This window comes from Methylobacterium mesophilicum (assembly GCF_036441335.1).
Taxonomy (GTDB): domain Bacteria; phylum Pseudomonadota; class Alphaproteobacteria; order Rhizobiales; family Beijerinckiaceae; genus Methylobacterium; species Methylobacterium mesophilicum_B.
This window is the reverse complement of sequence record NZ_MLBW01000006.1, coordinates 145,351-170,341: the sequence shown is the minus strand read 5'-3', so window position 1 is coordinate 170,341 and position 24,991 is coordinate 145,351. Positions and strand designations below refer to the sequence as shown.

At 70.6% G+C, this 24,991-nt stretch carries 21 protein-coding genes, 2 tRNA genes and 2 pseudogenes; 14 read left to right on the top strand and 11 right to left on the bottom strand.

All coding sequences use genetic code 11. The features are described 5' to 3' along the window. Both MMR14E_RS05230 and MMR14E_RS05225 read left to right on the top strand, forming a co-directional pair. Nucleotides 1–191, top strand: a pseudogene (locus MMR14E_RS05230) (ATPase); the annotation flags it as partial. Further along, complete coding sequence (locus tag MMR14E_RS05225; RefSeq protein WP_331313143.1) at nucleotides 188–1,852, top strand: putative bifunctional diguanylate cyclase/phosphodiesterase; 1,665 nt, start codon at nucleotides 188–190, stop codon at nucleotides 1,850–1,852. The pseudogene MMR14E_RS05230 and the gene MMR14E_RS05225, both read left to right, overlap by 4 nt. 39 nt (nucleotides 1,853–1,891) lie before the next feature. On the opposite strand, the gene MMR14E_RS05220 is transcribed toward MMR14E_RS05225, so the two are convergent. After that, complete coding sequence (locus MMR14E_RS05220) at nucleotides 1,892–3,775, bottom strand: Hint domain-containing protein (protein ID WP_331313142.1); 1,884 nt, start codon at nucleotides 3,773–3,775, stop codon at nucleotides 1,892–1,894. A 1,709-nt stretch (nucleotides 3,776–5,484) separates the two neighbouring features. Here MMR14E_RS05220 and MMR14E_RS05215 point away from each other — a divergent pair. Both MMR14E_RS05215 and MMR14E_RS05210 read left to right on the top strand, forming a co-directional pair. Then, nucleotides 5,485–5,631, top strand: coding sequence for a hypothetical protein (locus MMR14E_RS05215; RefSeq protein ID WP_331313141.1), 147 nt, complete (start codon nucleotides 5,485–5,487; stop codon nucleotides 5,629–5,631). Next, complete coding sequence (locus tag MMR14E_RS05210; protein ID WP_331313140.1) at nucleotides 5,631–5,894, top strand: hypothetical protein; 264 nt, start codon at nucleotides 5,631–5,633, stop codon at nucleotides 5,892–5,894. The genes MMR14E_RS05215 and MMR14E_RS05210 overlap by 1 nt, the downstream gene beginning before the upstream one ends. A gap of 672 nt (nucleotides 5,895–6,566) precedes the next feature. On the opposite strand, the gene MMR14E_RS05205 is transcribed toward MMR14E_RS05210, so the two are convergent. Continuing rightward, nucleotides 6,567–6,737: a hypothetical protein gene (locus MMR14E_RS05205; RefSeq protein ID WP_331313139.1), complete on the bottom strand. Its 171-nt coding sequence runs from the start codon at nucleotides 6,735–6,737 to the stop codon at nucleotides 6,567–6,569. A gap of 955 nt (nucleotides 6,738–7,692) precedes the next feature. Next, a tRNA-Ser gene (locus tag MMR14E_RS05200) sits at nucleotides 7,693–7,782 on the bottom strand. Between the two features lie 178 nt (nucleotides 7,783–7,960). Here MMR14E_RS05200 and MMR14E_RS05195 point away from each other — a divergent pair. From MMR14E_RS05195 to MMR14E_RS05155, 9 genes are all read left to right on the top strand, one after another. Continuing rightward, nucleotides 7,961–8,034: transfer RNA gene (locus MMR14E_RS05195), tRNA-Gln, on the top strand. 160 nt (nucleotides 8,035–8,194) lie between these two features. Further along, nucleotides 8,195–8,554, top strand: a complete 360-nt coding sequence (locus MMR14E_RS05190) for a hypothetical protein (protein ID WP_331313138.1) — start codon at nucleotides 8,195–8,197, stop codon at nucleotides 8,552–8,554. Between the two features lie 38 nt (nucleotides 8,555–8,592). Then, nucleotides 8,593–9,969, top strand: a complete 1,377-nt coding sequence (locus MMR14E_RS05185; RefSeq protein ID WP_331313137.1) for a PepSY domain-containing protein — start codon at nucleotides 8,593–8,595, stop codon at nucleotides 9,967–9,969. Nucleotides 9,970–10,102: 133 nt separating this feature from the next. Further along, nucleotides 10,103–12,388, top strand: coding sequence for a TonB-dependent receptor family protein (locus MMR14E_RS05180; RefSeq protein ID WP_419539302.1), 2,286 nt, complete (start codon nucleotides 10,103–10,105; stop codon nucleotides 12,386–12,388). Nucleotides 12,389–12,525: 137 nt separating this feature from the next. Beyond that, nucleotides 12,526–13,503, top strand: a complete 978-nt coding sequence (locus tag MMR14E_RS05175; protein WP_331313135.1) for an ABC transporter substrate-binding protein — start codon at nucleotides 12,526–12,528, stop codon at nucleotides 13,501–13,503. After that, entirely contained in the window at nucleotides 13,500–15,539 is a 2,040-nt protein-coding gene (locus tag MMR14E_RS05170) for a sensor histidine kinase (protein WP_331313133.1), read from the top strand. The genes MMR14E_RS05175 and MMR14E_RS05170 overlap by 4 nt, the downstream gene beginning before the upstream one ends. Then, entirely contained in the window at nucleotides 15,536–15,934 is a 399-nt protein-coding gene (locus tag MMR14E_RS05165; protein WP_331313132.1) for a response regulator, read from the top strand. Before MMR14E_RS05170 ends, MMR14E_RS05165 begins: the two co-directional genes overlap by 4 nt. Next, nucleotides 15,931–17,196 carry an adenylate/guanylate cyclase domain-containing protein gene (locus tag MMR14E_RS05160; RefSeq protein WP_331313130.1) on the top strand — a complete coding sequence of 422 codons (1,266 nt, stop codon included), beginning with the start codon at nucleotides 15,931–15,933 and terminating at the stop codon, nucleotides 17,194–17,196. The genes MMR14E_RS05165 and MMR14E_RS05160 overlap by 4 nt, the downstream gene beginning before the upstream one ends. A 142-nt stretch (nucleotides 17,197–17,338) precedes the next feature. Beyond that, nucleotides 17,339–18,325: an ABC transporter substrate-binding protein gene (locus tag MMR14E_RS05155; RefSeq protein ID WP_331313128.1), complete on the top strand. Its 987-nt coding sequence runs from the start codon at nucleotides 17,339–17,341 to the stop codon at nucleotides 18,323–18,325. 16 nt (nucleotides 18,326–18,341) lie between these two features. Here the strand turns inward: MMR14E_RS05155 and MMR14E_RS05150 are convergent, their stop codons facing one another. The 8 genes and pseudogenes from MMR14E_RS05150 to MMR14E_RS05115 form a co-directional block, all read right to left on the bottom strand. Then, nucleotides 18,342–18,818, bottom strand: a complete 477-nt coding sequence (locus MMR14E_RS05150) for a YidB family protein (protein WP_331313126.1) — start codon at nucleotides 18,816–18,818, stop codon at nucleotides 18,342–18,344. 64 nt (nucleotides 18,819–18,882) lie between these two features. Then, nucleotides 18,883–20,298, bottom strand: coding sequence for a TAXI family TRAP transporter solute-binding subunit (locus tag MMR14E_RS05145; protein WP_331313124.1), 1,416 nt, complete (start codon nucleotides 20,296–20,298; stop codon nucleotides 18,883–18,885). 96 nt (nucleotides 20,299–20,394) lie between these two features. Continuing rightward, the gene (locus MMR14E_RS05140) at nucleotides 20,395–20,598 is read right to left on the bottom strand and encodes a CsbD family protein (RefSeq protein ID WP_331313123.1); all 204 of its coding nucleotides are present in this window, start codon (nucleotides 20,596–20,598) and stop codon (nucleotides 20,395–20,397) included. 84 nt (nucleotides 20,599–20,682) lie between these two features. Further along, the gene (locus MMR14E_RS05135; protein ID WP_331313122.1) at nucleotides 20,683–20,898 is read right to left on the bottom strand and encodes a CsbD family protein; all 216 of its coding nucleotides are present in this window, start codon (nucleotides 20,896–20,898) and stop codon (nucleotides 20,683–20,685) included. 84 nt (nucleotides 20,899–20,982) lie between these two features. Continuing rightward, nucleotides 20,983–21,906: a PhnA-like protein gene (locus tag MMR14E_RS05130; RefSeq protein ID WP_331313121.1), complete on the bottom strand. Its 924-nt coding sequence runs from the start codon at nucleotides 21,904–21,906 to the stop codon at nucleotides 20,983–20,985. Nucleotides 21,907–21,955: 49 nt separating this feature from the next. Further along, complete coding sequence (locus MMR14E_RS05125) at nucleotides 21,956–22,486, bottom strand: CsbD family protein (RefSeq protein ID WP_331313120.1); 531 nt, start codon at nucleotides 22,484–22,486, stop codon at nucleotides 21,956–21,958. 64 nt (nucleotides 22,487–22,550) lie between these two features. After that, complete coding sequence (locus MMR14E_RS05120; protein ID WP_331313119.1) at nucleotides 22,551–22,724, bottom strand: CsbD family protein; 174 nt, start codon at nucleotides 22,722–22,724, stop codon at nucleotides 22,551–22,553. Between the two features lie 91 nt (nucleotides 22,725–22,815). After that, a pseudogene (locus MMR14E_RS05115) lies at nucleotides 22,816–24,052 on the bottom strand (PAS domain S-box protein). Nucleotides 24,053–24,232: 180 nt separating this feature from the next. Between MMR14E_RS05115 and MMR14E_RS05110 the strand changes: the two are divergent. Further along, nucleotides 24,233–24,940, top strand: a complete 708-nt coding sequence (locus MMR14E_RS05110; RefSeq protein WP_331313147.1) for a sigma-70 family RNA polymerase sigma factor — start codon at nucleotides 24,233–24,235, stop codon at nucleotides 24,938–24,940. The last annotated feature ends 51 nt before the right edge of the window (nucleotides 24,941–24,991 follow it).

The window sequence follows — 24,991 nt, the reverse complement described above, 5'->3', positions numbered from 1 at the left end:
ACGACGCGGATCCGGGCGCGGCGGTCCGCGGCGGGCGCGAGGCGGGCCCGGACAGCCCGCACGGCGCCGCCCTCGAGCAGGTGCATCGCCGTCTGCTCCGCCGCCCCCTCGAGGCCGGCGACCCGTTCCAGAGCGATGGTCAGACCGGCGCTCAGCCTGCCAAGCCGCTGTGGCAGCAGGGCGGAGCATGAGCGAGGCCGCTGCCCAGGAGCGTCAAACCCTGCTCGAGGCCGCCATCCAGGCGCTACCCGTCGGCGTCGTGGTTCATGACGATCGCGGTCATTGCGTCCTGGCCAACGCCGCCGCGCGCGCCCTCGGAGACAGGGCCGTCCAGGCGCTGCCCGCCGCGGCCGGCGACGCCGCGACGGTCGAGGCGGTCGAGGACCGGATCTTCGAGGTGCAGACGCGGCCGGTCGCCGAGGGCCGGGCCGGCTTCACGCTCACGACCCTGACGGACGTCACGCACCATCACCGGATCCAGCGGGAGCTGATCACCAAGGCCTTCATCGACGCCCTGACGGGCCTGCCCAACCGGACGATGTTCGAGCAGAGCATCGCGGATGTTCTGGCCGGATCGGCACCGGGCGACCGGTTCGCCCTGGCCTTCATCGATCTCGACAACTTCAAGCACATCAACGACTACTACAGCCACGCCGCGGGCGACGCCCTGCTGCGCAAGGTGTCCGATCGGATCGGCGGCGCGCTGCGTCCGAGCGACCTCCTGGCGCGGATCGGCGGCGACGAGTTCGTGCTCCTGCTCGCCCCGGTGGCCGACCGGGCCGAGGCGCTGGCCGCGGTGTGCGCCATCTCGGGGCGCCTGAAGCAGCCGTTCTTCATCGACGGACACGAGATCTTCGCCTCCGCCTCGATCGGCCTCAGCCTCTTCCCGGAGCACGGCGACAGCTACGAGACGCTCGCCCGGCAGGCCGACAACGCGATGTACCGGGTCAAGGGTGAGCTGAAGGGTGGCGTCAGCGTTTTCGACGACGCGATGAGCCAAGCCGCCACGGCCCGGATGGCCGTGGAGCAGCGCCTGCGCCTGGCGATCCGCGACCGCTGCTTCTGCTGCGCCTTCCAGCCGAAGGTCGACATGCGCTCCCACGCGGTCACGGGCGTCGAGGTTCTCCTGCGCTGGCGCGACGAGCTGGGCATGATCCAGGCGCCCGGCGACTTCATCGCCCTCGCCATCGAACTGGGTCTGATCAACGAGATCACCCTGCAGCTGCTGTCCGAGACCGTGCGGGCGATGCCCGACATCGACGAAGTGTTCGGACCCGAGGTCACCGTGAGCCTCAACATCGCCGCCAAGCAGGCGTGCGACGTGCCGTTCATGACCGCCTTCTGCGCGGCCCTGGGCGAGACCGGGCTCGCGCAGCGCTTCGTGCTCGAATTGACCGAGGAGGCTTTCTTCACGACGGGCCACTTCCAGCGCGAGGTGCTGCCCAAGATCCGGGCGATCGGCGCGCGGGTGTCGATCGACGATTTCGGCGTCGGCTACTCGTCTCTCGCGGCCCTCGCGGACATCACCGCGGACGAACTCAAGATCGACCGGTCGTTCATCACCGATATCGACAAGAGACCGCGCAGCCAGATCGTCCTGAAGGCGATCGAGTCGCTCGGTGCGGCGCTCGGCATGACGGTGGTCGCCGAGGGCGTCGAGACCTTCGAGGAGGTCGCCTACCTGCTCGGCGCGACCCAGATCCGCTGCGCCCAGGGCTACTATTTCGCGCGCCCGCTGCTGCTCGATCAGATCCGGCAGGCAGAGCCGCCGCGCATGTCGGGATCGCGCGTCCCCGCCACGCGCAATCGCGCGTCGGACCTGCGCACGTCCAGCCTGACGCGGCGCGCCTGACTTCCGACGAACGGCGGTCGCCGCCCCGGACGCGGCGGGCTACGCGGCCAGCAGGGGCCGCCACACGCCCGCCGCGTCGGCGGCCATGGCGCAGATCACCGCCTCGTCGGCCGAGCGGCGCACCTCGACCACGTGCGGCACCCCGCGGCTGAGGGGCGCGTCGACGCCGAGGTCGAAGCCGTGCCGGCCGTCACCCACGCCCGCCGCCGCGATGTCGGCGCGGTACTCCGCCGCCACCGTCACCGCCACGATCGTGCCGTCGACCACGATATCCAGGCACACGGGTGCGCCGGGCTGCGCGGCATCGTGGGCCCATCCGGCCACGCGCAGCGCGCCGTCCGTCCGCAACACGCAGCGATCCAGCCACGCCCGGATCGCGCCCGGTTGCGCGGGCGCCGACGCCGCGCCGGAGCGACGGATCAGCCGCCTGCGCAGCGCGACGAGCGGGGGACCGAGCCCGATCCGCGGCGCGTAGGGTCGCGGATCGATCGACCGGTCCTCCGCACCGGGGCCGTCGAAGAGCCGGCGAATGCCGGGCATGGGCAGGAAGCTCTCGGCCGGCGTGCCCTCCGCCATCAGCAGGTCGTGGCTGTCGAGCTCGACATGCCAGTAGGTGAGATCGATCACCGCCTCACCGCGGGTGATGCTCGTGCCGTTGACGAGGTGGCCGGCGGCGACGAACAGCCCGTCAAGCCACACGGCGTGATCCGGCGAGACGAGCAGGTCGCGGGCGGGGACGCCATCGTCGAGCGCGCCGGCCCGGATGCGCACAGGCCGCTCGGTCGGCGGGGCCGACAATCCGGGATAGGTGCGGCGACCGATCCAGCGGATCGGCCGATTCAGGCCCGCGGCCGTGACGACCCTGTCGCCCACCGCGAGCCGCTCGACAGCGACGTCGCCGCGGTCGGTCCTGATGGAGGTGCCGGTGCAGTAGCACGGGGCGTTCCCCGCCGCCGCGGTCCCTTGAGCTGTGCCGGAGGACGATTGAGAAGATCCATTCGACCCGTTGGCGCCCGATGCAGGCGCCGTCGAACCGGAGTTCGACCCGGCCGCGCCCGGCTGGGTTCCGGCCGCGCCGGCGCCCGACCGGAGACCGGCCGTCGCCCCGTACAGACCCGGGTCCCGGCCATCCGGCGACGACACGCGATCCTGCGGCACCGCGACAGCGTTGGGATTGTTCGAGTAGACGCGGATATAGTCGATGCTCGAGCTGAAGCGGGTGCCCGTCGTCGCCGTGCTCTGCACGGCCAAGTTGGCCAGCAGATACATGGGGCTGTGCAGGTCGGACGGCGTCGCCTGCGATCCGACGAGCTGACCGTCCACGTAGAAGCTGATGCGATCCGCCTGCCAGTTCATGCCGTAGGTGTGATACCCGGTCGGATTGGGCATCTCGCTGTAGACTTGGCGCGTCTGCTGCCACGTCGTTCCGGCCGGCTGCGGATCGGTCGTGTGGATCGTGCTGTAGACGCCGCGATCGTTGTTTCCGTAATGCTCGACGACGTCGAGTTCCTGGTGGCCGTTGGCGCTGCTCGACTGCGCGCTCTGCTGATTCGGCAGCAGCCAGAAGGCGTCCCAGGCATCGGGATTGTCGGAGAAATCCGCGCGGATCTCGAAGTAGCCGTAAGTCTGCGAGAAGTTGCCCTGCGTGCTGATGAGGCCGGACTGCCAGCTCCCCGGATAGCCGGACGCGCTCGTCCCGGGCGGGGCCGCGGTGATCGTCAGGACACCGTTCTGGACGCTGAAGGGGTCGTAACCGGACCCGGAATCGAGGAACGAGGACCGGCCGAAGCCGATGTCGGAGTTCGCGTCGTACCGCCACTCGGCGCGAATATCGCGGTAGGAAGTCCCGACGCCGTTCTGCGAGATGCTGCGCGCGTTGAACTCGTCGTCGTAAGTCAGACGATAGCCAGTCAGATCAACCATCGACGCCGTCTCATCACCGTTCTGGTTCGCCGGACGTGGCGCGCTGTCTAATCAAGATTGCTCACAAGCAATCCGCGAATGGTTAAGGATGTCCTATTTTTCGCGACGGCGAAAAGAGCATCGGCCGCGACAGGCCGCTGTCTGATCCGCCGCCCGCCGCGTGGCGCGACTGAACAGGGAAAGATGACCCGGTTAAGGCTGACCAGCCGTGTCGCGCACGCGGCGCTAATCAGTGATGGCCGCGCTCGCGCCCAGATTCAGCGAGGATCGATCCGGACGCCGCGGCGAGAATCCGCACTCGACCGCCCTGTGGCCCGTGCCGGGTCCGACAAGCGACGATCCGTGGCGGACCGAGGGCGAACGCGATCTTTGAGCCTCGCGCCGGCGCTCGGCCAGACCCTCAGAAAACCGCTCGATCTGCTGCAAGCCGGGCCGGACTGCGCTGGCCCTGGGGGGCGCGACCGCGCGCGACGCCCGGCAACCGTCGATACCGTCCGAAGACGGCGGACGGGATCGCTGCCGGAAACCGATCGATCAGCGCCCTTCGCCGTCGATCAAGGGTGTGGTCTCGATCGGCACCAGGAGGGGATGGCAGCCGCCAGAGCGAGTGCCGAGACGTAGTCGCGGGCGTCGCGCGATCGCGCGCGCCGGGGCCAGCCCGCGCGCGAGGTTCTGTGACACCGGTCGATGGCGGATCACATGACCGTGCCCGGACCGACGGGATCGCCAGGTAGGAGATCTGGTCCCGCGGGATCGCCCGGCACAGGGTCGGACGGCGGCTGCGGTGCAGGCGGATCACCCGGCATGGGTTCGCGCGGCGGCGGTTCGCCGGGCGTTGGCAGATCGGGACTGCCGGGATCGGGGGTCGGGGAACCGGGAATGGTCATGGCATTCGGCCTCGCGGGAACAGCGCGACCGACAACCGAAGGTTCCGACGCGGAGGTTCCCCAGCATGCGGTGAACGACCGAGGATCGCTGCAACTTGGGAGGTTCCGAGTTGGACGCCGGACACCGGGTGATGCCAGAATACCGTTGGATCCGGCCTTCCCCACCGAACTGCGCGACAAGCCTTACATCGACCTGTTCGACCGCGCCGCTCGCGAGCATCGGGCGGCCATGTCGCCGACATCGCCCCGGTGGCCCTTCTCGCTGCCGACAGGGGTGCGCCGGAGCATCAGGCGATCCGGGCCCGGATGGGTGAGAGCGTCGAGGGCGCGGCTTCCAGCAGCAAGTCGCAACGTGGCGAGAACGTGCTCCGGGTCGCGGAAGGCGGACGTACGCAGCCGCAGAAGGCGTCTACGCAGTCAAACACACGGGTCTAAACTGCATATACCTCATTTGCGTGTTTCATCAGGGCTCCATTGGGCTACAGACGGCCCTGGCGACTTGGAAGTCAGTTGCCATCAGCGATGACTCAGCCAGCCCGGCTCGGTGAGCCGGGCTTCTCTTTGCGTGCCGCCGCGATACGATCCATCCGGATCGATCGTTCTCTCCGGAGGCTGAGATCCGGAAAGGCCTCCCGGCTCACAGGTGCGGTAACTCCCGTTCGGTCACGCGAACTTGTCTGTCAGCGCTCCTCGGCGGCCACACCTCGAACAATTCCCGACAGCCGCCGTTAAGCAGCTATGTCGGAGCACCCGAAACCCACGGATATCCGCGCCGATCGCCTTCGGTGCAGAATTGCGCTCTCGATTGCGCTGGACGAACACGTGATCGAGGCTCTCGCCATCGCCGCCGCCACCTTGCGTGATGGGAACGATCCTGGCGCGGGCGACTTGGATAACGCCATCCGCACGCATCGCATCAACATCTTGAAGCAGCGGGCAATTCTTGGCGCAGCTGGGATAGATGTTTGATGGACTCGCGCCGCTTCTATGTTGTCCGTGGCGCGAGATCGAACGGAATCACGACCTACAAGTGTCCGACTGTCGATTGGGCGCTGCGGAAGCTGAGAGATTTCACGTCCCAAGGATACCGTGACATCACCGTACTCGATCCGGATGGTCGCGCGCTGTCGGAAGCCGATCTCATCGTGGCGACCGACGGTCCCGGGGGAGCGCCGTCAGAGGAAGCGCTTCCGGCCGCGCCGCAGATCAGTCGCCAGCCGGCACTCGCGTAGGATCGCCTCGCTCCGGGGCGGTTCGGCGATGCTCGGCGCGACGCGTCGGCCGACCGCCGCTTCACCCTGGTGAGGCCCCGATCGCCAGTCTGTTGCCTTACGCCAACGGTCTGGAAGAGTACGCGTTATCGCCGGGACCGCGCGTGCCCGGCGCATGCTCCGACCTTCTCGGGCGAATTCCTTGAGGCGTATCCGATGGAGCTGCGTTTGGCGCGCTCACAGCCTCTCGGAGTGAAGCCCTCGACAGCGCCGCGGCTGTTTCGTGACTGCAGCTCCCCTGGCCGGGTACTCGCTTGCAACGAGAGTGGCGAACCCCTGAGTACCGCGCCGCCACCAGGCCCCAGGTGAGAAGCCTGCCCGTTCCGTCAGCGAAAACTTTTCTCGCTTCTGATCTACGTCCTCATCTCAGCGAGCATATTGGCGCCCTCGGTCAGAAAGTACGCCTTGATCTTCGGATTCCTGACGCGCAAGGCACAGTGCCTCGCAATCTCGCTCATGGACCGGTTCTTCGGGTTTTTGAGGAGGTCGACCAGATACGCCTGAGCTTCAGCCTCGGTACCGATCGTGAATGGTTGAGGGTCCATGGCGCGCCTCCGCTCGACCTGCCCGACCCGGTAACGCGGGCTTTCTTCTCATGGGCGATGACGGTGCATAGATCCGCCGCGATGCCGTTCAGCGGATCGGTTCAAGATCGATGATGGGACCACCCACGTCGAACCATTCATCGTCAAACATCGGGGCTAGCTCGATCTCCTCGCGGCGTTGCCTGAACGGCAGGAGTGCCGACAGCACCCCGAGACACAGCGCGCCGGCGATCAGGGCGACCAGGAATGCGAAGGTCATGGGTGATACCGGCAGCCGGAGCGAGACGGCGACAATGAGCCGGTAAGCTTAAGGATTGGTGTCGCTCGGCTCGGCCGCGATCGTCGCCATCGGCCGTCGTTCCGTCGAGCCGCGTTGCGCGTCGGCCCGGCGCGCGCCGGGGAGATCGGACGCCCCCAATCCCCGCAGGCAGATCGGGGCGGGTTCGAGCGGGCGGGGTGCAGGCCCCGCTCCCGGCCGGATAGCCGAGGGTGCTCGGCGAGCTCCGTGGCCGTGGACGGCTCGGATATCGGCGCTGCGAGCGCGCGCGGGCGGGCGGCCTGGCGCGGCCAGGCCCCGCTGCGCTGTGGCGTCGTCGCCACCGCTCGTCGGTGCACGACAGGATGTGGACGGGGCGGATGCAGTGGCTCTGCGCGGCCTGCGAGCCTGCATCGGCCAAGCATGCCGTCATGCCGGACTGGACCATCTCTCGATCGCCGCCATCGATCCCACCGCAGGTGAAGATCGGGCGGGAGCCCTCAAACCGGCTGACCTGCCGGACAGTGACGACGACCAGCACGGGGCAGAAACCGGCACCAAGCCCCTGTTGTCGGAGAACCAGGGCCGCTGATCGGCGTCGCTGGTGATGCGCTGGCTCACCCCTCGAGCGGCTGCGCCAGCAAGGTCGCGGTCCGGACCATGTTGCGTCCCTACGCCCGCTCGTCAGTGGTCAGGGCCGCAGCCAGCCTGCTGTTGGTGCGGAGCCTCGCGACGAGACCGAGGGTCCAGAACCTCATGAGCGGGTCCTATACGGACGCCGGATCCGCCAGCGCGGTGTCGACTGCGGCGTCGATCTCCCGTTCGCTGACCGCGGCGGCCCGGCGCGACCCGGAGACGGTCGCGAGGTCCCTGGCCATCGTGCCCCGCGAGCTGGTGGGGGCCGATGGTGAACTCAATCGCCGACCGGCGGAAATCTCTCGTCCCGATCAATGCCCGCTGGCGGAAGGGGTGGGATTCGAACCCACGGTGGAGTTGCCCCCACGGCGGTTTTCAAGACCGCTGCCTTAAACCACTCGGCCACCCTTCCTGGCGGCATCCGCGGCCTCACGGTTACGGCCGCAGCGGAGGTTGCGTCAACAGCAGAACAACCGGTTGACCTCCCGAAACATTCCGCCTATCTCACCGCCCACGCCCGGAGCCGCTCGATGCGCTGCGGGCGTAGCCCCGCCATCTTCGACACCGGATGCGCAGGGCTCACGGCTGATTGGGGGATAGTTTAACGGTAGAACGGTGGACTCTGACTCCTCTAGTCCTGGTTCGAATCCAGGTCCCCCAGCCACCGCGCCGGCCCGCCCGATCCCAGATCCGGCGGGTTTTTTTATCATCCGCATCGGGCACATCCACCTCTCATCGTGCAGCGATCCTCGGCACAGGGGTCGGGCACAGTCCCGCGGCGGCCGGCCGTTGACGCGCCGCGGCGCGGCCGCCTAGATCGACCCATGCGCCGGGGCCAGCCTCTCACGAGTCGAGGACGCGCGACCATCGGCTTGGTCGCGCTCTACGCGCTGCTGCTCCAAGCCTTCCTGGGATTCGCCATTCCGGCGCGAGCCGGGGTCGATCCGGACGCGGTGATCTGTGCCGGGCACGCCTCGGGCGATCCCGCGGGCCCGGTGGTGCACGTCCATCCGTGCTGCACGGCCGTGCAGGCCGGCGCGCTGGCGCTGCCGAGCTTCGACCCGATCGCGGCCGCCTGGCCTGCTGCGCCCGCGACGCGCTGCGCGTGGCGCCCCGAATCCGAGCTCCCGACAACCGGCCCGCCGGCATCGACCGGCTCCGCGCGAGGTCCGCCGAGGGCCTGACGATCCCGCCCCCGATCGTTCAGGCCCGGAACCCCAACATGTCGATTGTTCTCCACGGTGACGCCCCGGCATACGGGGCGGCCGCCCCGCGGCGACTGTGCCGCGACGCCGTCTATCGCGCCGTCTGGCGCTGGCACTTCTACGCCGGCCTGCTGTGCCTGCCGTTCCTGATCAGCCTATCGGCCACCGGCGCGCTCTACCTGTTCAAGGACGAGATCAACGGCAGCCTGTTCGCGTACAGGACCCGGGTCGCGCCCCTGGCGACAAAGCCGATCGGCCCGGACCGGCTGATCTTCAACGCGTTGCAGGCCGTGCCCGACGCGGCCCCCGTCACCTACACCGACCCGGCCTCACCCGATGCCGCGGCGCGCGTGACGCTGGCATCGGGCGATCGCCGGCTTCACGTCTACCTGAATCCCTACACGGGCGACGTGCTCGACCGCGTGGACCGGGACCGCGAGTTCATGACCGTCGTCCGCGGTCTGCACAGCCTCGCGGTGATCGGACCGCCGGCGAACGCCGTCATCGAGATCGTCGCGGGCTTCGCGATCGTCCTGGTGCTGACGGGCGCGTATCTCTGGTGGCCGCGCGGCCGGGCGGGCGGGGTCGTCACGGTGCGCGCCGGCCCGCGACGGCGCGTCTGGTGGCGCGACCTCCACGCCGTGACTGGGTTCGTGGCCGGCGGCGGATTGCTGTTCCTGGCGCTGACCGGCCTGCCCTGGTCGATCTGGTGGGGACAGGAGCTGCGCGCCTGGTCGAACGCCGCCGGCCTCGGGCAGCCGGCCGCGCTCTGGGCGAACAGGCCGGTCTCGACGGTGCCCCTGCGCGACCGGCTCGAGGACGCCGGGTGGACCCTGCAGGACGCGCCTGTGCCGCGCTCCGCGCCGGCCGCGGCCGCGAGCGTCGGGATCGACGACGCCGTCGCGATCCTCCGGCGGCTCGGTATGCCCCCCGGCTTCGAGCTGGCCCTGCCCGTCGGGGCGGACGGCGTCTACGCCGCCGCGATCTACCCGCGCGACGTCACAGGGCAGCGGGTCATCACCCTCGACCAATATTCCGGCCGCCCGCTGGTGGACGTGCATTTCCGCGATCTCGGACCCGTCGGCCGGGCGATCCAGTACGGGATCGGCATCCACAAGGGCGAGCACTGGGGGCGCGCGAACCAGCTGGCGATGCTCGGCTTCTGCCTCGCCACCATCCTGCTGGCCGTCACCGCCGGAACGATGTGGTGGAAGCGGCGCCCGGCCGGCGGCGTCGGGGTGCCGCCCTGGCCCCGCGACCGGCGGGTGGCCGCGACGGTGACCGGGATCATTCTCGGGCTCGGGGCCCTGTTCCCGCTGACCGGCCTCGCCGTCGCCGCCATGGTCGGCCTCGACCTCGCCGCGGGCCGGCTCCGAGAGCGGTGGGCGCGCTGAACCGGTCCGGGCGGGCGCCGTGCCCGTGCAACCTCCTCCACGCCTGAGACGCGGGCGCCCCGGCCTCCCGGGCGCGATCCTGATCGTGCTCGCGCTCTGGATCCAGGCGCTGGCACCGGCCGTCGCGCTCCGGATGGCGCAGGCGGATCGGGGGGCGCTGCCCGGCCAGATCCTGTGCGGGCACGCGCCGGATCAGGCCGAGCCCCTCACCGTCGGCCCGCACGCGCCGGCGACGGGATCCTGCGCCCTCTGCGGGCTGTGCCGCGCCGNCGTGGCGGCGCCGCCGGGCTCCGCGCCATCCGTCATCGAGCACCCGGTGGGCGAGATCGTCACCGGCATCGGCCGCGACGACACGATCGCGAACCGGCCGGCGACCACCATCGGCTCGGTCCTGGTGAACAGCCCCGGCGTCACGGTGCGGCAGGGGAACGGCGGCCGCGACGTGGTCATCTCGATCCGCGGCAACAACGCCCGCTCCACCGGCGTGATCAAGAACACCGTGGTCCTGGAGGACGGCTTCATCCTCACCCAGCCGGACGGGGCGTCGCGCTTCGACCTCACGGACCCCCGCGCCTACGGCCGGATCGACGTGTTCCGCGGGCCGCAATCGCCGCTCTTCGGCAACTACGCCACCGGGGGCGCCATCGCGTTCCGGACGCGCACCGGGCGGGAGATCGACGGCTACGAGATCGGGGTGGATGCCGGAAGCTTCGGCTACCTCAGCAACTACTTCACCGTCGGCGGCGTCAGCGGCCCGTTCGAGATCAGCCTGTTCGCCAGCGACGTCCGCGCGAACGGCTACCAGGACCACGCCAGCTACGACACGCAGACCATCAATCTGCTCGCGAGCTACACCCCGACGCCGGACAACCGCTTCACCCTGAAGGTGATCAACAACACGCTCGACGCCAACCTGCCCGCCCGCGCGTCCCTGGCCCAGTACCGGATCAACCCGTACCAGCGCGGCTGCGCCGCCGCGGCGAGCGCGGCCCCGGGCTGCACCACCTTCAACCTGTTCCGGAACGGGGCTTTCGGCGCGACCGTGCCGGTGACGGCCGACGAGGGCGGCTTCGGGCGCAACGACCGCCGGACCATCGTGGCCGCCCGCTGGGAGCACGACGTCGACGCGTTCACCACGTGGCGCGCGCAGCTCGGCTTCGACGAGCGCAACTTCGATCAGCCGTTCTACACGACCGCGTCGCGGGGCTCCTACCCGTCCTGGAACTTCCTGACCGACCTGACCCGGCGGGGCGACCTGTTCGGCCTGCCGGCGACCGGCTACGTCGCGCTCGCCTACAACACGATCGACAACCACATCACCACCTTCAACCGGGCCCCCTACGACGGCCCGCGCCTGGGGGCCCTGATCGGCGATCAGGTGGCGGTGCAGTCGAATCTCGGCGGCCGGGCGCGTCTGGAACTGGCGCTGTCGGATCAGTGGACCGGGATCGTCGGCCTGAGCGCCGAGACCACGGCGATCACCGGGCGCAACATCGCCTACGCGTACGCGGCGGGCGGCACGACGCGCACGGTGGCGGACGCGAACCGGTCCTTCCTCAACGTCGCTCCCGAACTGTCCCTGGTCTACCGGCCGGACGCGGCCTGGGCGCTGCGCGGCCGGGTCGCCACCGGCTACACCACGCCGGCCGCCAGCAACCTGTTCGTCACTCCGGCCGGCCTGCCCGGCAACAACACGCAGCTCCAGACGCAGGAGAATCTCGGCTTCGATCTCGGCGCCGAGTGGAGCCCGGTGACGGATCTCCGCCTCAGCGTGACCGGATTCTACGAGTTCTTCCGCAACGAGCTGGTCTCGCAATCGCCGGGGGCCGGCCTCCTCGCCTACACGTTCAACGCCCCGGCCTCGAAGCATCGCGGCGTCGAGGTCGGCGCCGACTGGGCCTTCGCGCCCGGCTGGCGCGGGACGCTGGCCTACACGTTCGACGACCAGATCTACACCCGCTACACCGAGCAGCTCAGCGCCGGCAGCCTGACGCGGTCGTTCGACCGGGCGGGCAACCGGATCCCGGGCGTGCCGGCCCACCAGCTCCTGGCCCGCCTCGGCTACGACGTGCCGAGCGGCCCGCTCGCGGGTCTCGGCGCGTTCGTCGAGACGGTCGTCCAGGGCGACTTCTACCTCGACAACGCCAACCTGCTGAAGGCGCCCGGCTACGCGGTCGTCAACGCCAACCTGCACTACGCCACGGAACTGACGGGCGGCTACGCGAAGCGGCTGAGCCTGTACGTCGAGGTGCGCAACCTGTTCGACACGACCTACGTCGCCTCCGCGCAGAACCTCGCCAACGGGATCAGCGGCGCGACCGGCCTCCAGAACGGCGCCGCCGTGCTGGCAACCACCACGGGGTCGATCTTCGCGGGTGCGCCGCGAAACATCGTCGGCGGCATGCGGCTGGCATTTTGATAACCGCGCGACGGCTCGCGCGTGGTGCCAAAGTCGAGCTTGCACTATGCTCCGGCGATCGTTCGCAGGGGTCGGCCGAGGCGCACGGTCCGGTCCGCGCGGCGGGGCCGTGGGCGGGGATGGGGCGCGGGGGTCGGATGAGGCGGCGGACCGTACTCGCTGGGCTGCCCCTGGCGCTCGCCGGCTGGCCGCGCGCCGTGCTGGCGCAGAGTCAGGCCCACGTCGCGGCGCTCTGGCCCTTCGCGGAGGGCGATCCCGAGGGCCGGGTGCTGGCCGAGTCGTTCCACGCCGGCCTGCGCGATCACGGTCATCCGGATCAGCGGGTCGACGATCGCTGGACCGGAGCGGATCGCGAGCGCACGCGTCTCCTCGCGACCGAACTCGTGGCCGCGCAGCCGCCGGTCATCTTCGCCTATCTCAGCGCGCAGCTCACGGCCGTGGCGGCCCTCACGAAGCAGATTCCGATCGTGTTCGTCGGCGCCTCGAATCCGGTCCGCTTCGGGTACGTGGAGAGCCTCCAGCGCCCCGGCGGCAACATCACCGGCTTCACGCTCTACGAGGCGCCGCTGGGCGGGAAATGGGTGGCGGCCCTGAAGGAGGCGGTCCCGAGCCTCCGGCGCGTCACGCTCCTGTCCAATCCGAGCACCGAGATCCGCGGCGAGAACCTCTACGCCGAGCCGTTCCGCGCGACCGCGGCCGCGCTCGGGATCGAGACCGTGGTCGTGAAGATCGACAAGGCGGCCGACATCGAGCCCGTCATCGCCGATCTCGCGCGGCTGGGCGACGGCGGCCTGATCGTCGCGCCCGGCACGTTCAGCGAGGCCAACGGCGACCGGATCGTCGCGCTCACCACGAGCCTCCGCGTCCCCGCGGTCTTCGCGATCCGGCGCTTCGCCTACCGGGGCGGTCTGATGTCGTACGGACCGGACCCGGTGGAGACGGTCCACCGGGCCGCCGCCTATGTCGGCCGGATCCTGCGCGGCGAGAATCCCGCGACCCTGCCGGTCCAGGCGCCCACGAAATTCGACTTCATCGTGAACCTCAAGACCGCGCGCAGCATGGGCGTGACCATCTCCTCGGCGCTCCTCGCCCAGGCGGACGAGATCGTCGAATGACGGCGCCGCGCCCGCTCGCCGCCCCGCCGGCCGCGAACCCGCCGCGCTGGTTCCGCCTGCCGCTCGCGGGGAAGTTCGCGGTGGCCTTCGTGGGCCTCGTCAGCCTGGTGCTGCTCATCAACGGCGCGGTCGACCTGACGCTGAACTACCAGGACGCCAAGCGAACCGCGATCGAGACGCAGCGCACCAAGGCGCGCGCCGCCGCCGAGCGCGTCGACGCCTTCCTGTCCTCGATCGAGAGTCAGATCGGCTGGACGACCCGGGCCGAGTGGCGGCGCGTCTCCCCCGAGCAGCAGCGCTACGACTTCATCCGCCTGCTGCGCCAGGCTCCGGCCATCACGGAGGTCGCCTATCTCGATCCGGCCGGGAAAGAGCAGCTGCGCGTCTCGCGGCTGGAGCCGGACGCCGTCGCCAGCGGGAAGGATTTCTCGACCTCGCCGCGTTTCACCCAGGCGCTCGCCCAGAAAACGTGGTTCGGCCCGGTCTACTTCCGGCGCGGCTCCGAGCCGTACATGACCGTCTCGGTGGCCCATGCCGGCCGCGACCCGGGCGTGACCGTCGCGGAAGTCAATCTGAAGCTGATCTGGGACGTGGTCAGCGCGATCAATGTCGGCGAGCACGGCTACGCCTTCGTGACGACGGCGACCGGGCGGCTGATCGCGCACCCGGATCTCAGCCTCGTCCTGCGCGACACCGATCTGTCCGGCCTGCCCGAGGTGGCGGCGGCGCTCCCCGGCTCCCGGATGGCCGGCCAGGACTACGAGATCACCACCGGCCTCGACGGCGGCTGGGTGCTGGCGGCCCACGCCACCATCCCGCGGGTCGACTGGATCGTGTTCGTGCAGGAATCGCTGCGCGACGCCATGGGTCCAGCACTCGAATCCGTGATCCAGACCACCTCGCTGATGGGTCTCGGCGTCCTGCTGGCCGCGGTGGCGGGCACCTTCCTGGCCCGGCGCATGGTCGTGCCCATCCGCGAACTCGAGGACGGGGCGGAGCGGTTCGGTGCGGGCGACCTGTCCGAGCGCATCGAGATCCGCACCGGCGACGAGATCGAGACCCTCGCGCACCGCTTCAACACGATGGCGAGCCGCGTTCAGGATTCCTACGAGACGCTCGAGGCCAAGGTCGAGGAGCGGACCCGCGACCTCAACCGGTCGCTCGACGATCTCCAGCGGGCGCAGAGCCGGCTCGTCCAGTCCGAGAAGCTCGCCTCGCTGGGACAGCTGACCGCCGGCATCGCCCACGAGATCAAGAACCCGCTGAACTTCGTCAATAACTTCGCCTCGCTCTCCAACGAGCTGGTGGACGAGCTGCGGGAGGTGCTCGAACCGACCGCCCTCGACCCGGACACGCGCGCCGAGGTCGAGGAGCTCGCGGGCCTGCTCAAGAGCAACCTCGAGAAGGTCGTCCAGCACGGCAAGCGCGCGGACTCGATCGTCAAGAACATGCTGCTGCACTCGCGCACCGGGTCCGGCGAGCATCGCCCGGTCGAGGTCAACGCGCTGGTCGAGGAGAGCCTGAATCTTGCCTATCACGGGGCCCGTGCGGCGAAACCCGGCTTCAACGTGACTCTCGTGCGCGATTACGATCCGGCGGCCGGCCTCGCCGACCTCTACCCCCAGGAGATCACGCGGGTGCTCCTGAACCTGATGTCGAACGGGTTCTACGCCACCGAGAAGCGCGCCGCCGACGGCGAGCCCGGCTACGAACCGACGCTGGCGGTCGCCACGCGGGACCGGGGCGACCACGTCGAGATCCGGGTGCGCGACAACGGCACCGGTATTCCCGAGAGCGTCAAGGCCAAGATGTTCGACCCGTTCTTCACCACCAAGCCGGCCGGCGAGGGAACGGGGCTCGGCCTGTCGCTGAGCCACGACATCCTCGTCAAGCAGCACGGCGGGACGGTTGACGTCGCCACCGAACCGGGTGCCTTCACGGAATTCATCATCACCCTGCCGCGCCAGAGTGTTACGCCGGCCGCGCCGCCGCATCCCGCGGCCGAGCCGGCGACCGAGACCGAGAGCCAGCCATGAACGTCCTGATCCTCGTGGTCGATGACGAACCCGACGTGACAGACCTGTTCCGGCAGCAGTTCCGCCGCGAGCTTCGGGCCGGACGCTTCGCCATGGCCTTCGCGCACTCGGCCGCGGAGGCCCTGGAGCGGATCACCGGCGCCAACGAGCCCAGCCTGATCCTGATGCTGTCGGACATCAACATGCCCGGGATGACCGGCCTCGAACTGCTGCCCCTGGTCCGCGCCGCGCGGCCCGACGTGCCGGTGATCATGATTACCGCCTACGGCGACGCCGAGACGCGCGAGAAGGTCCGCGCCGCCGGCGCCGTGGGGCTCATCACCAAGCCGATCGACTTCGCCGTGCTGAAGGCCGAGATCGATCGCCGGCTGACCGCCTTCGCGGGGGCCGAATGACGCCCGGCGCACCGAGCGCCAAGATCCTCGTCGTCGACGACGAACCGGATCTCGAGGCGCTGATCACCCAGAAGTTCCGCCGTCAGATCCGGCAGGGCCTCGTCACGTTCCTGTTCGCCCATGACGGCCAGGAGGCGCTGGACCGTCTCGCGGAGAGCCGCGACGTCGACCTGGTCGTGTCCGACATCAACATGCCGCGGATGGACGGTCTGACGCTCCTCGCCAAGCTGCAGGACCTCGCCGAACGCCCCTCGATCATCATCGTCTCGGCCTACGGCGACATGGCGAACATCCGGACGGCGATGAACCGGGGCGCCTTCGACTTCCTGACGAAGCCGATCGACTTCGCGGACCTCGAGACGACGATCGAGCGGACGCTGCGCCACGTCGAGGACCTGCGCGAGGGGCGGCGGCGGCAATCGCTCGCCGAGCGGGCCCACGCCTCCCTGGCCCGGTACTTCTCGCCGAACCTGGCGGAGCGGCTCGCCGGGGACGCGTCCGGTCTCGAGCTCGGCGGCCATCGCCGCGACGTGGCCTCGCTGTTCACCGACATCGCCGGCTTCACCGGCCTGGTGGAGAGCCTCGACCCGGCGCAGCTCGCCGAGATCCTCAACGGCTACTTCGCCGAGATGACCGACGTGGTCTTCGCCCACGAGGGGACGGTGGCCAAGATCGTCGGCGACGCCCTGCACGTGCTGTTCGGCGCGCCGGGGGACCAGCCGGACCACGCGGCCCGGGCGGTGGCCTGCGCCCTCGCCCTGGACGAGGCCGCCGAGGGCTTCCGCGGGCGCTGGCGCGAGCGCGGGATCGAGATCGGCGTCACGCGGATCGGCGTCCATGCCGGCCCGGCGATCGTGGGCAATTTCGGAGGCGGCCGGTACTTCGACTACACCGCCTACGGCGACACCATCAACACGGCCGCCCGTCTGGAGAACGCCAACAAGGCCTTCGGCACCCGGATCTGCGTCAGCGACGCCGTCGTGATCCGCGCCGGACAGTTCCGCGGCCGCCCCCTCGGCGACCTGCTCCTGCGCGGCAAGCAGACGGCGCTGCGCGCCTACGAACCCCTGACGGAAGCCGCCTACGGCGACGCGCTGCTCGCCCAGTACCAGGACGCCTACGCCAAGCTCGACGCGGGTGAGGCCGGGGCCCTTCCGGCCTTCGCGGCCCTGGTCGGCCTGCGCCCCGAAGACGGGGTCGCGGCGTTCCACCTGAAGCGCCTGCTGAACGGCGGCAGCGGCAGCCGGGTCGAGGTCCGCTGAGCCCGGCGCTCCCGCCCGGGCTGGCCCGTCCTTGGCCGCGATAGCCGTGCCTTAAGGCAGCGCCTATTACCGTCGCGGAGCGCGCGGCCGGATTCCTCCCGATCGGCGCGGCTCGGAGATGGTGAAGGCGGGAGACCGGCGCATGAGACGGCGCGACGTCATCGCGGGCCTCGGCGGAGCCGCCGCGTGGCCGGCCCTCGCCTCGGGGCAGGCGCGCGGTCAGCGTCGCCTGGGAATCCTGCTGGTCTACGGCGAAGCGCATCCCGACTCTCCCGTCATCGTCGACACGCTGAAGGAGAGCCTGAAGCGGTACGGCTGGATCTGGGGGCAGAACCTCGCCGTCGACCTGCAGTACGGCAACGGCGATGCCGAGCGGATGCGCGTTCAGGCGGAGGAGATCCTCGCGCGCCGGCCCGACGTCGTGCTCGCCCAGGGCGTCGTCGGCGCGACCGCGCTCCAGCGGGCGACGACGACCGTTCCGGTCGTCTTCATGATGCTCCAGGACCCGGTCGGCGGCGGCTTCGTGACCAACCTGTCGCGGCCCGGCGGCAACCTCACCGGCTTCACCAATTTCGACTTCGTCCTCGTCGGCAAGTGGCTGCAGCTCCTCAAGGAACTCAGCCCCGGCGTCACCCGGGCCCTCGCCCTGATCAATCCCGATTACCGGGCGCGCCTCGCGGGCTACACGGCCGAGATCGCCCGGATCGGCCCCGAACTCGGGATCGACGCCCGGATCGCGGGCGTGCACGACGCCGCCGAGATCGACGCGGCGATCACGGCGTTCGCCGCCCAGCCGAAGGGCGGCCTCATCGCGCTGCCGGACGCGGTGACCGGCGTGTACGGCCAGCGGATCGTGGATCTGGCAGCCACCTACCGCCTGCCGGCCGTCTACGCCTACGCGGCGCCGGTCCGTCTCGGCGGCCTCGCCGCCTACACGACCAGCGTCGAGCAGGACGTGCAGCGGGCGGCGGGCTACATCGACCGGATCCTGCGCGGCGCGGTGGTCGGCGACCTGCCGGTGCAGGCGAGCGAGCGCTTCATCACGCTGCTCAACCTGAAGACGGCCGCTGCCCTCGGGCTGACGATCGCGCCGTCGCTGATGGCGACGGTGGACGAGCTGGTCGAGTAGCGGCCGCCGTCGCGGATCAGCCGAAGGCCGGCAGACGCCCGTCCGGCGAGTAGCGGTCGATGGCCGAGGGCAGATCGCGCGAGAGGCGCGCCAGCAGCTCGCTCTTGCTCAGGCCGGTGCGCTGCTCCAGGGCCGCCAGCGTGTCCGGCCCGATGGCGCGCTCCAGGTCGGCGGCCGGGATGTCGCGGTTCGGGCCGTGATTGATCCAGGACTGCGCCGTCTCGGCGTGGCCGCCCTTGGTGAAGTGATCGACCAGTTCTGTCAGGCCTCCGGCGATGAGGCCGCCGACGCCTCCCGCGCTGGCGCCGCCGAGGAGTCGATCCAGGTTCGCCGGGATCGTCGACCCCGTCGCGGGCGGAACCTGCGGGGCGGGTGACCGCCCGGCCTCCTTGGCGTGGCCGCCGAGCCACTCGGCGATCCGATCGCGGTTCTGGTAGCCGGCCACTGCCAGCAGGCCCAGCAGCGCGGTCATCGAGGGGTATCCCTTGCTCATGGCGTCGTCCTTCCTTCAGGTGGGCCGAAGCCCGGGTGGTACGGCGATGGGCCGCCGCAACGGGTCATGCCGGCGTCTGGGCCGCGTCGGCGGTGACGGCCCTGCCGGCGAGGGCCGGACCGTCATCCGCGCTCCGGCCGGCCGCGATGGCGCGCTTCACGGTCGAGCGGGCCGCGTCGATGGCGATGGCCGCCGCCGACATGGTCCGGGCCTCGGTCGGTCGCTCCAGGGCATGCTTGGCGATGTCGCCCGCGAGATCGTCGATCTCCCGGGCGAGCATCTCGAGCCGCCCGGCATCCGGGATCTCCTGCGCCTCCTGGCGGATCTGCAGCAGGCGGTCGGTCGCTTCCTCGACGCGCTCGCGGCGCAGGCGTGACAGGCGCTGGCCGATCCAGGCGAGCGCGGAGCCGATGCCGCCGCCCAGGAAAGCGAGCAGGTAGATCCACGTCTCGTAGCGCTCGATGAAGCTCTGCTGCTCGCGCTCGTAATAGTCGACGGCACCGGGGTGGATCGGCAGCCGCGCGCTCGTCGCGCCGACGGTCCCGTCGTAGGCGGGAGCCTGAACGTAGTCGGCCGCGGGCGTGACGTTGGCCATCGCGCTGCGCAGCTCGAACAGGTGCTGGGTGACGTCGGCCGCCACCGAGCGGGCGAGGTTCGACCGCGCCATCAGCCGGTACGAGGCGCCGACCGTGTGGACGTCCTCGGCCGGTACCTTGGGGCTGCCACCGAAGGTCTCGGCCGGCATGGTGACCACCTGCAGCCGCGGCAGCCGGGCGACGATCGCATCGGCATTCTCGACGTCGACGAAGGAGACCTTGCGGTTGCGGCTGGCCGATTGGACGAGGCCGACGATCCGCTGGGCCGTCGGCGCGGTCGGTGCGATGACCGAGATCACCGCGTCGACCCGTCTCCGGGCGAAGGCCGCGCCCAGGTCGCTCTCGGCCATCTCGATCAGGGCGACGTGGCGCGGCGGCAGACCGCCTTCCGGCTCGGTGGCGACCAGCGTCAACCCGTAATGCTCCAGCATGGCGCGGATGAGCGCCTCGTCGGCGTCCCGATGGGCCAGAATCGCGAGGCGCTTGCGGTCGAGGTCGGGGAAACGGTCGATCCCGGACGCCTCCGGCGAGGCGATGATCATCGCCTGGTCGCGGAGGATCGCCAGGGTCAGGCCGTTGTCGGGGAGTTCGACGTCCGGCCGCACGATCGCCAGATCCACCTGCCCGTCGCGCAGCGCCTCGGCACTGTCGCGCACGTCGTCGAAGGACAGGATCTTGAGGCGGATCTCCTTGTGGCGCTTGGCCAGGGCATCCGCGTAGGCGTGGATCAGCGCCGGCTCCGTCCCGTCCTTGGGGGCGACCGCGATCGTCAGGACGGTGGCGCGGGAAACCCAGTAGGCCACGCCCGCGCCGACGCTCAGCAGGATGGCGAGCACCAGAAACACGAATTCCTGACGCAGGAAGAGGCTGGCGAAGCGCCGCATCGGCTCTGCTCTCGCGCGTTGTGCGGTTCGGACCGACACCCTGCCGGACGAGGGCCTGAGGGCGGCGCCGGACAGGCCCGCGCCGCCGGGCCCGGCTCAGCGCTTGCCGGTGACCTTGTCGGCGAGGGTCTTGGCGCCGTCCTTGACGTCGCCGACGGTCTTCTGCGCCTCGCCCTTCAGCTCCTGCGCCTTGCCCTCGGCCACCAGCCGGTCGTTGCCGGTCGCCTTGCCGGCCGCCTGCTTGACGTTGCCCACCGCCTCGTTGGCCAGGCCCTTCAGCTTGTCGGTCGTGCTGCTCATCGCGTGTGCTCCTGCTTCGCTGGTGAGGCCGGTCGTCCCGGCCGGGGGCGGCCCCCGCGTCCCGCGCGGGGGCCGGTGGAACGCTCAGACGCGCCGGGTCTCGTAGGCGCCGANCTTGTCGGCGAGGGTCTTGGCGCCGTCCTTGACGTCGCCGACGGTCTTCTGCGCCTCGCCCTTCAGCTCCTGCGCCTTGCCCTCGGCCACCAGCCGGTCGTTGCCGGTCGCCTTGCCGGCCGCCTGCTTGACGTTGCCCACCGCCTCGTTGGCCAGGCCCTTCAGCTTGTCGGTCGTGCTGCTCATCGCGTGTGCTCCTGCTTCGCTGGTGAGGCCGGTCGTCCCGGCCGGGGGCGGCCCCCGCGTCCCGCGCGGGGGCCGGTGGAACGCTCAGACGCGCCGGGTCTCGTAGGCGCCGAGCAGGGTCGCGGGCTTCGGSGCGCCCATCCGGCCGCCGAGGAAGGCGGCCAGCGCGCCGAGGATCAGCGCGATGGCGGCGTAGAACGCCCCCTGGGTCGCCGCCGACTTCGCGGTCACCGCCGCCGCCTCGGCCTTCTGCTTGGCGGTCGCCACGGCCTGCTCGTACTGCMTCTGGTAGTCGTCGATCTGCGCCTTGGCCTGGTCCGGCGCGATGCCCTGCGCCTTGGCCAGGGCGTCGGCCGCCCGGGTCTTGGCCTGCTCCTTCTGGGCCGGGTCGCCGGTCAGGACGGCCTTCACRGCCGCCACCGCCGCGTCCCGGGCCGCCTGCGGGTCCTGCCCGGCGGCCTGCTCGCGCACCTTCTGCTCGATGCCGTCGAGCGGGTTCGAGATCTTCGACAGCGACGGCGCCGCCGCCTGGGCCGCCGTCTGCACCGTGCCGCCCACGAGGCTGCCGGCCCCGCCGAGCGCCCCCGAGACCGTGCTCAGCGTGCCGCCGACCAGCCCGCTGGCGGCCGAGGTCAAGAGGTACAGCACCACCAGGGTGGTGACCGCCCAGGAGACCAGACCGTGCAGGGCGGCCGCGCCCGGCAGCGGCTTGCCGGAGAGACGGCCGGCGATCAGGCCGCCGGCCAGCGAGGCGACGAGGCCCGAGGCCACGAACCACAGCCCGGCGCCCATCGASACGCTCGCGGCCGAGGGGTTGTCGGCCGCYGTCGTGCCGACCGAGGCGAGACCCACCCCGACGCCGACGAGGTTGACGATGACCTGGGTCACGAGGGCGGTCACGGCGCCGGCGAAGATCGCGCCCCACGAGACCTCGTTGAGCAGCACGGCGCGCGTATCGGCGTGCGCCGCTCCGGTCGCGAGGGGGGCGGTTGTCGTCTGGATGGTCACGCTGTCACTCCGGATGGTGGGTCGTTCGTCGCCGAGAGGCTGTGGTGGCTCAGTCGCGGGTGGCGCTCACGAGCAGGCCGAGGCCGAAGCCGACGGCGCCGGCGATCAGCAGTGAGGCGAGCGGGAACTCGGCGACCTGGTGGCTGACCTCGCGCGTGGCGCGGCGCAGGTCGTGGCCGCCGCGGGCGTAGGCGTCCCCGGCGTAGTCGGACGCATCGTCGCCCGCATCGTCGGCCGCATCGTCGGCCGCGCGGCGCACGGCGCGCCGGGCCCGGTCGAAATGCTCCTCGGCGGCACCCTGGGCCCGGCGGGCGCGGTGCTCGACGTCGTCGGAGCCGACGAGGCCGCCGACCGTGTCGCGGATCTTGCCCCCGATGTCGCGGGCCGTGTCGGCGACGTGCTCGGCGGCGTCGCGCGCGGCGTCCTTGGCCTGCCCGTAGACGGTCTCGGCCTGGCCCGCCGCCGCGCGGGCGCGGCCCTCGACCGAGTCCCGCCGCGAGCCGGTCAGGTCGCCCACCGCGCCCTGCACCTTGCCGCCGAACTCCTTGGCGGCCCCTGTGATCCGATCCGTATCGACCATGTCGTGCTCCTCGTGTGGTGGGTGGTGGAATGGCGCCCGTCCTCGGGGCGCCCCCGAACGGAGATCAGTCCCGGTCCGAGCCGGCAGGCGCCGTCACGGCGGCCTTGGCCGAGCGGGCCTCGCGCTTCTGACGCCGGCCCTCGGCCTCGACACCGGCATCGCCGGTGAGCTTGCCGAGAGCTTCCTTGACGGAGGCCTTGATGTGCTTGGGCGAAGTCGAGTTCGTGTCTTCGGTCATGGGAAATCCGTGCTCGGAGTAAAACCTCAACCAAAGACGAGATATCGAGGCGACACTCGCATTCAATGAGATATTTATACTAGTAGAAATGTCAGCTGGTTCCGCCGATTTGCAGCGGAAATCCGTTTTCCCGACCCCAGACGACGGCCTCGCTGCGCTTGTGGATGCCGAGCTTCCGGTAGAGCGCGGCGCCGTGATTGCGCACCGTGTTGCGCGACAGGTTGAGCTTGCGCGCGATCGCGTCGTCGCTCAGCCCGGAGCAGATCAGGTTCAGGATCTGCCGCTCGCGCACCGTCAGGGTGGAGACGGTGGCGTCCGGCCTACCGACGTCCGGCCTGCGCAGGTTCGCGAGCTTCTCGATCAGCCCGCGGCTGAACCACGACGTGTCGGCCATCACCGTCTCGATGGCGTCGAACAGCTCCCGCTCGGTGTGCTTGCGCTCGGTGATGTCCTGCAGGACCATCAGCACGAAGGCCGTCTCGTTGATCTCGATGCGCTCGGCCGAGACCAGGCAGTCGAGGTTGGCGCCGCTCTCGTGGCGCAGGCAGACCTCGACACCCAGCACGTAGCCCTGCCGCTCCAGGGCGGCCTCGACCTGCAGGCGCTGCTTGTCGGCGACCCACAGGCCGGCCTCCACCAGCGAGCGGCCGACGACGCGGTCCTCGCCCAGGCCGAAGACCCGGCCGAACGTCTCGTTCACGCCCGTGACCTGGCCGTCGTCGGCCCGCACCAGCACGGTGGGGACCGGCGTCAGGCGGAACGCCTTGGCGAAGCGCTCCTCGCTCTGGCGCAGGGCGGCCTCGGCCTTCCGGCGCAGTTCCAGGTCGGCGAAGGTGAACAGCATGCAGGTGGTGGCTGACCTCGCGCGTGGCGCGGCGCAGGTCGTGGCCGCCGCGGGCGTAGGCGTCCCCGGCGTAGTCGGACGCATCGTCGCCCGCATCGTCGGCCGCATCGTCGGCCGCGCGGCGCACGGCGCGCCGGGCCCGGTCGAAATGCTCCTCGGCCTCGAACTGGTCGGAGACGACCTCGAGGCTCAGCGCCAGGCAGCTCGGGTTGCCGTCGCGGTCCGTGGCCACGAGGCTGCGCAGCGAGTGCATGAAGTCCATGTCGGGCCTGTCGGCCCGGCGCACCCCGACCACGACGTCGTGGAAGCGCTCGCGGTAGGCGTCGACGGTCGGGCCGAGCTCGTCGAGGGACCCGGCGCCGTGCATGGCGAGCGCGGCCTCGTTGGCGTACGCGATAGTCTGGTCGGGCTCGACCAGGATCACGCCCTCGCTCGACCCGGCGATAATCTGCCGGAGTTCGTGCCTGTCGACGCCCGCCGTCACGGCTTCTGCACCCCTTCGCGCGCTCGCTGCCCTGTCGGCAGCGGGGCACAAACGGGTTGCGCGCAAACCGGTTCCACCAGATCCGACCTTTTCACTGGTATACCCGCATCATTGACGCCGTCGAGATCAACCAGAGATAAGTCCCCGTCCCTCCCGCGAGAGGTCGTGCGCGCCGCGCCGATGTCTCCGACTCATCGAGCCCAGAGCTTCACCGTGGAGCCCTCTGACGAAGAGTGCGACCGGACCCGCGCGTCCGATCCCGTCATCTCGCATGTCCACGCGCAGCTCGGTCTTCGGCTGCGCCAATACTATTCAGAAGTTGCACCAATCGAGATCGGCTCCCGGCTCTCCGCCGTGCTGGACCGCCTGTCAGCGGCCCTGGATGCCGCCGAGAGCGGACGGCAGGTTCCCTATGCCTTCAAGGATGACCTGATTGCCCTGGTGCCGCGCCTGCGCCGCTACGCCCTGTCGCTGACGTTCGACGGCGTCGAGGCCGACGATCTCGTGCAGTTCACCCTGCTCAAGGCCTGGGAGCATCGGCAGCGCTTCCAGCCCGGCACCAGCCTCGCCGCGTGGCTGTTCACGATCCTGCGCAACGGCTTCATCAACGGGCGGCGCAAGCGCCGTCTCGAGGTCCCGGATCCGGACGGCGTGCACGCCACCGCGCGCTCCGAGCCGGCCGCCCAGGAACACAGCATGGGCCTCAAGGAGGTGCAGGCGGCGATCGACCGGCTCGAACCGGCCTATCGCGAGGCGCTGATCCTCGTCGCCGTCGACGGCCTCCCCTACGAAGCCGCCGCCTCCGTGATCGGGTGCCCCGCTGGAACGGTGAAGAGCCGGGTCAGTCGGGCCCGTGACCGGCTGCTGAACGAACTGGGCGAGCGCTGATCCGGGCGGACCGGCCGGCAGGCGCGAGGTGCTGCTCCGAGCGTCGCCGAT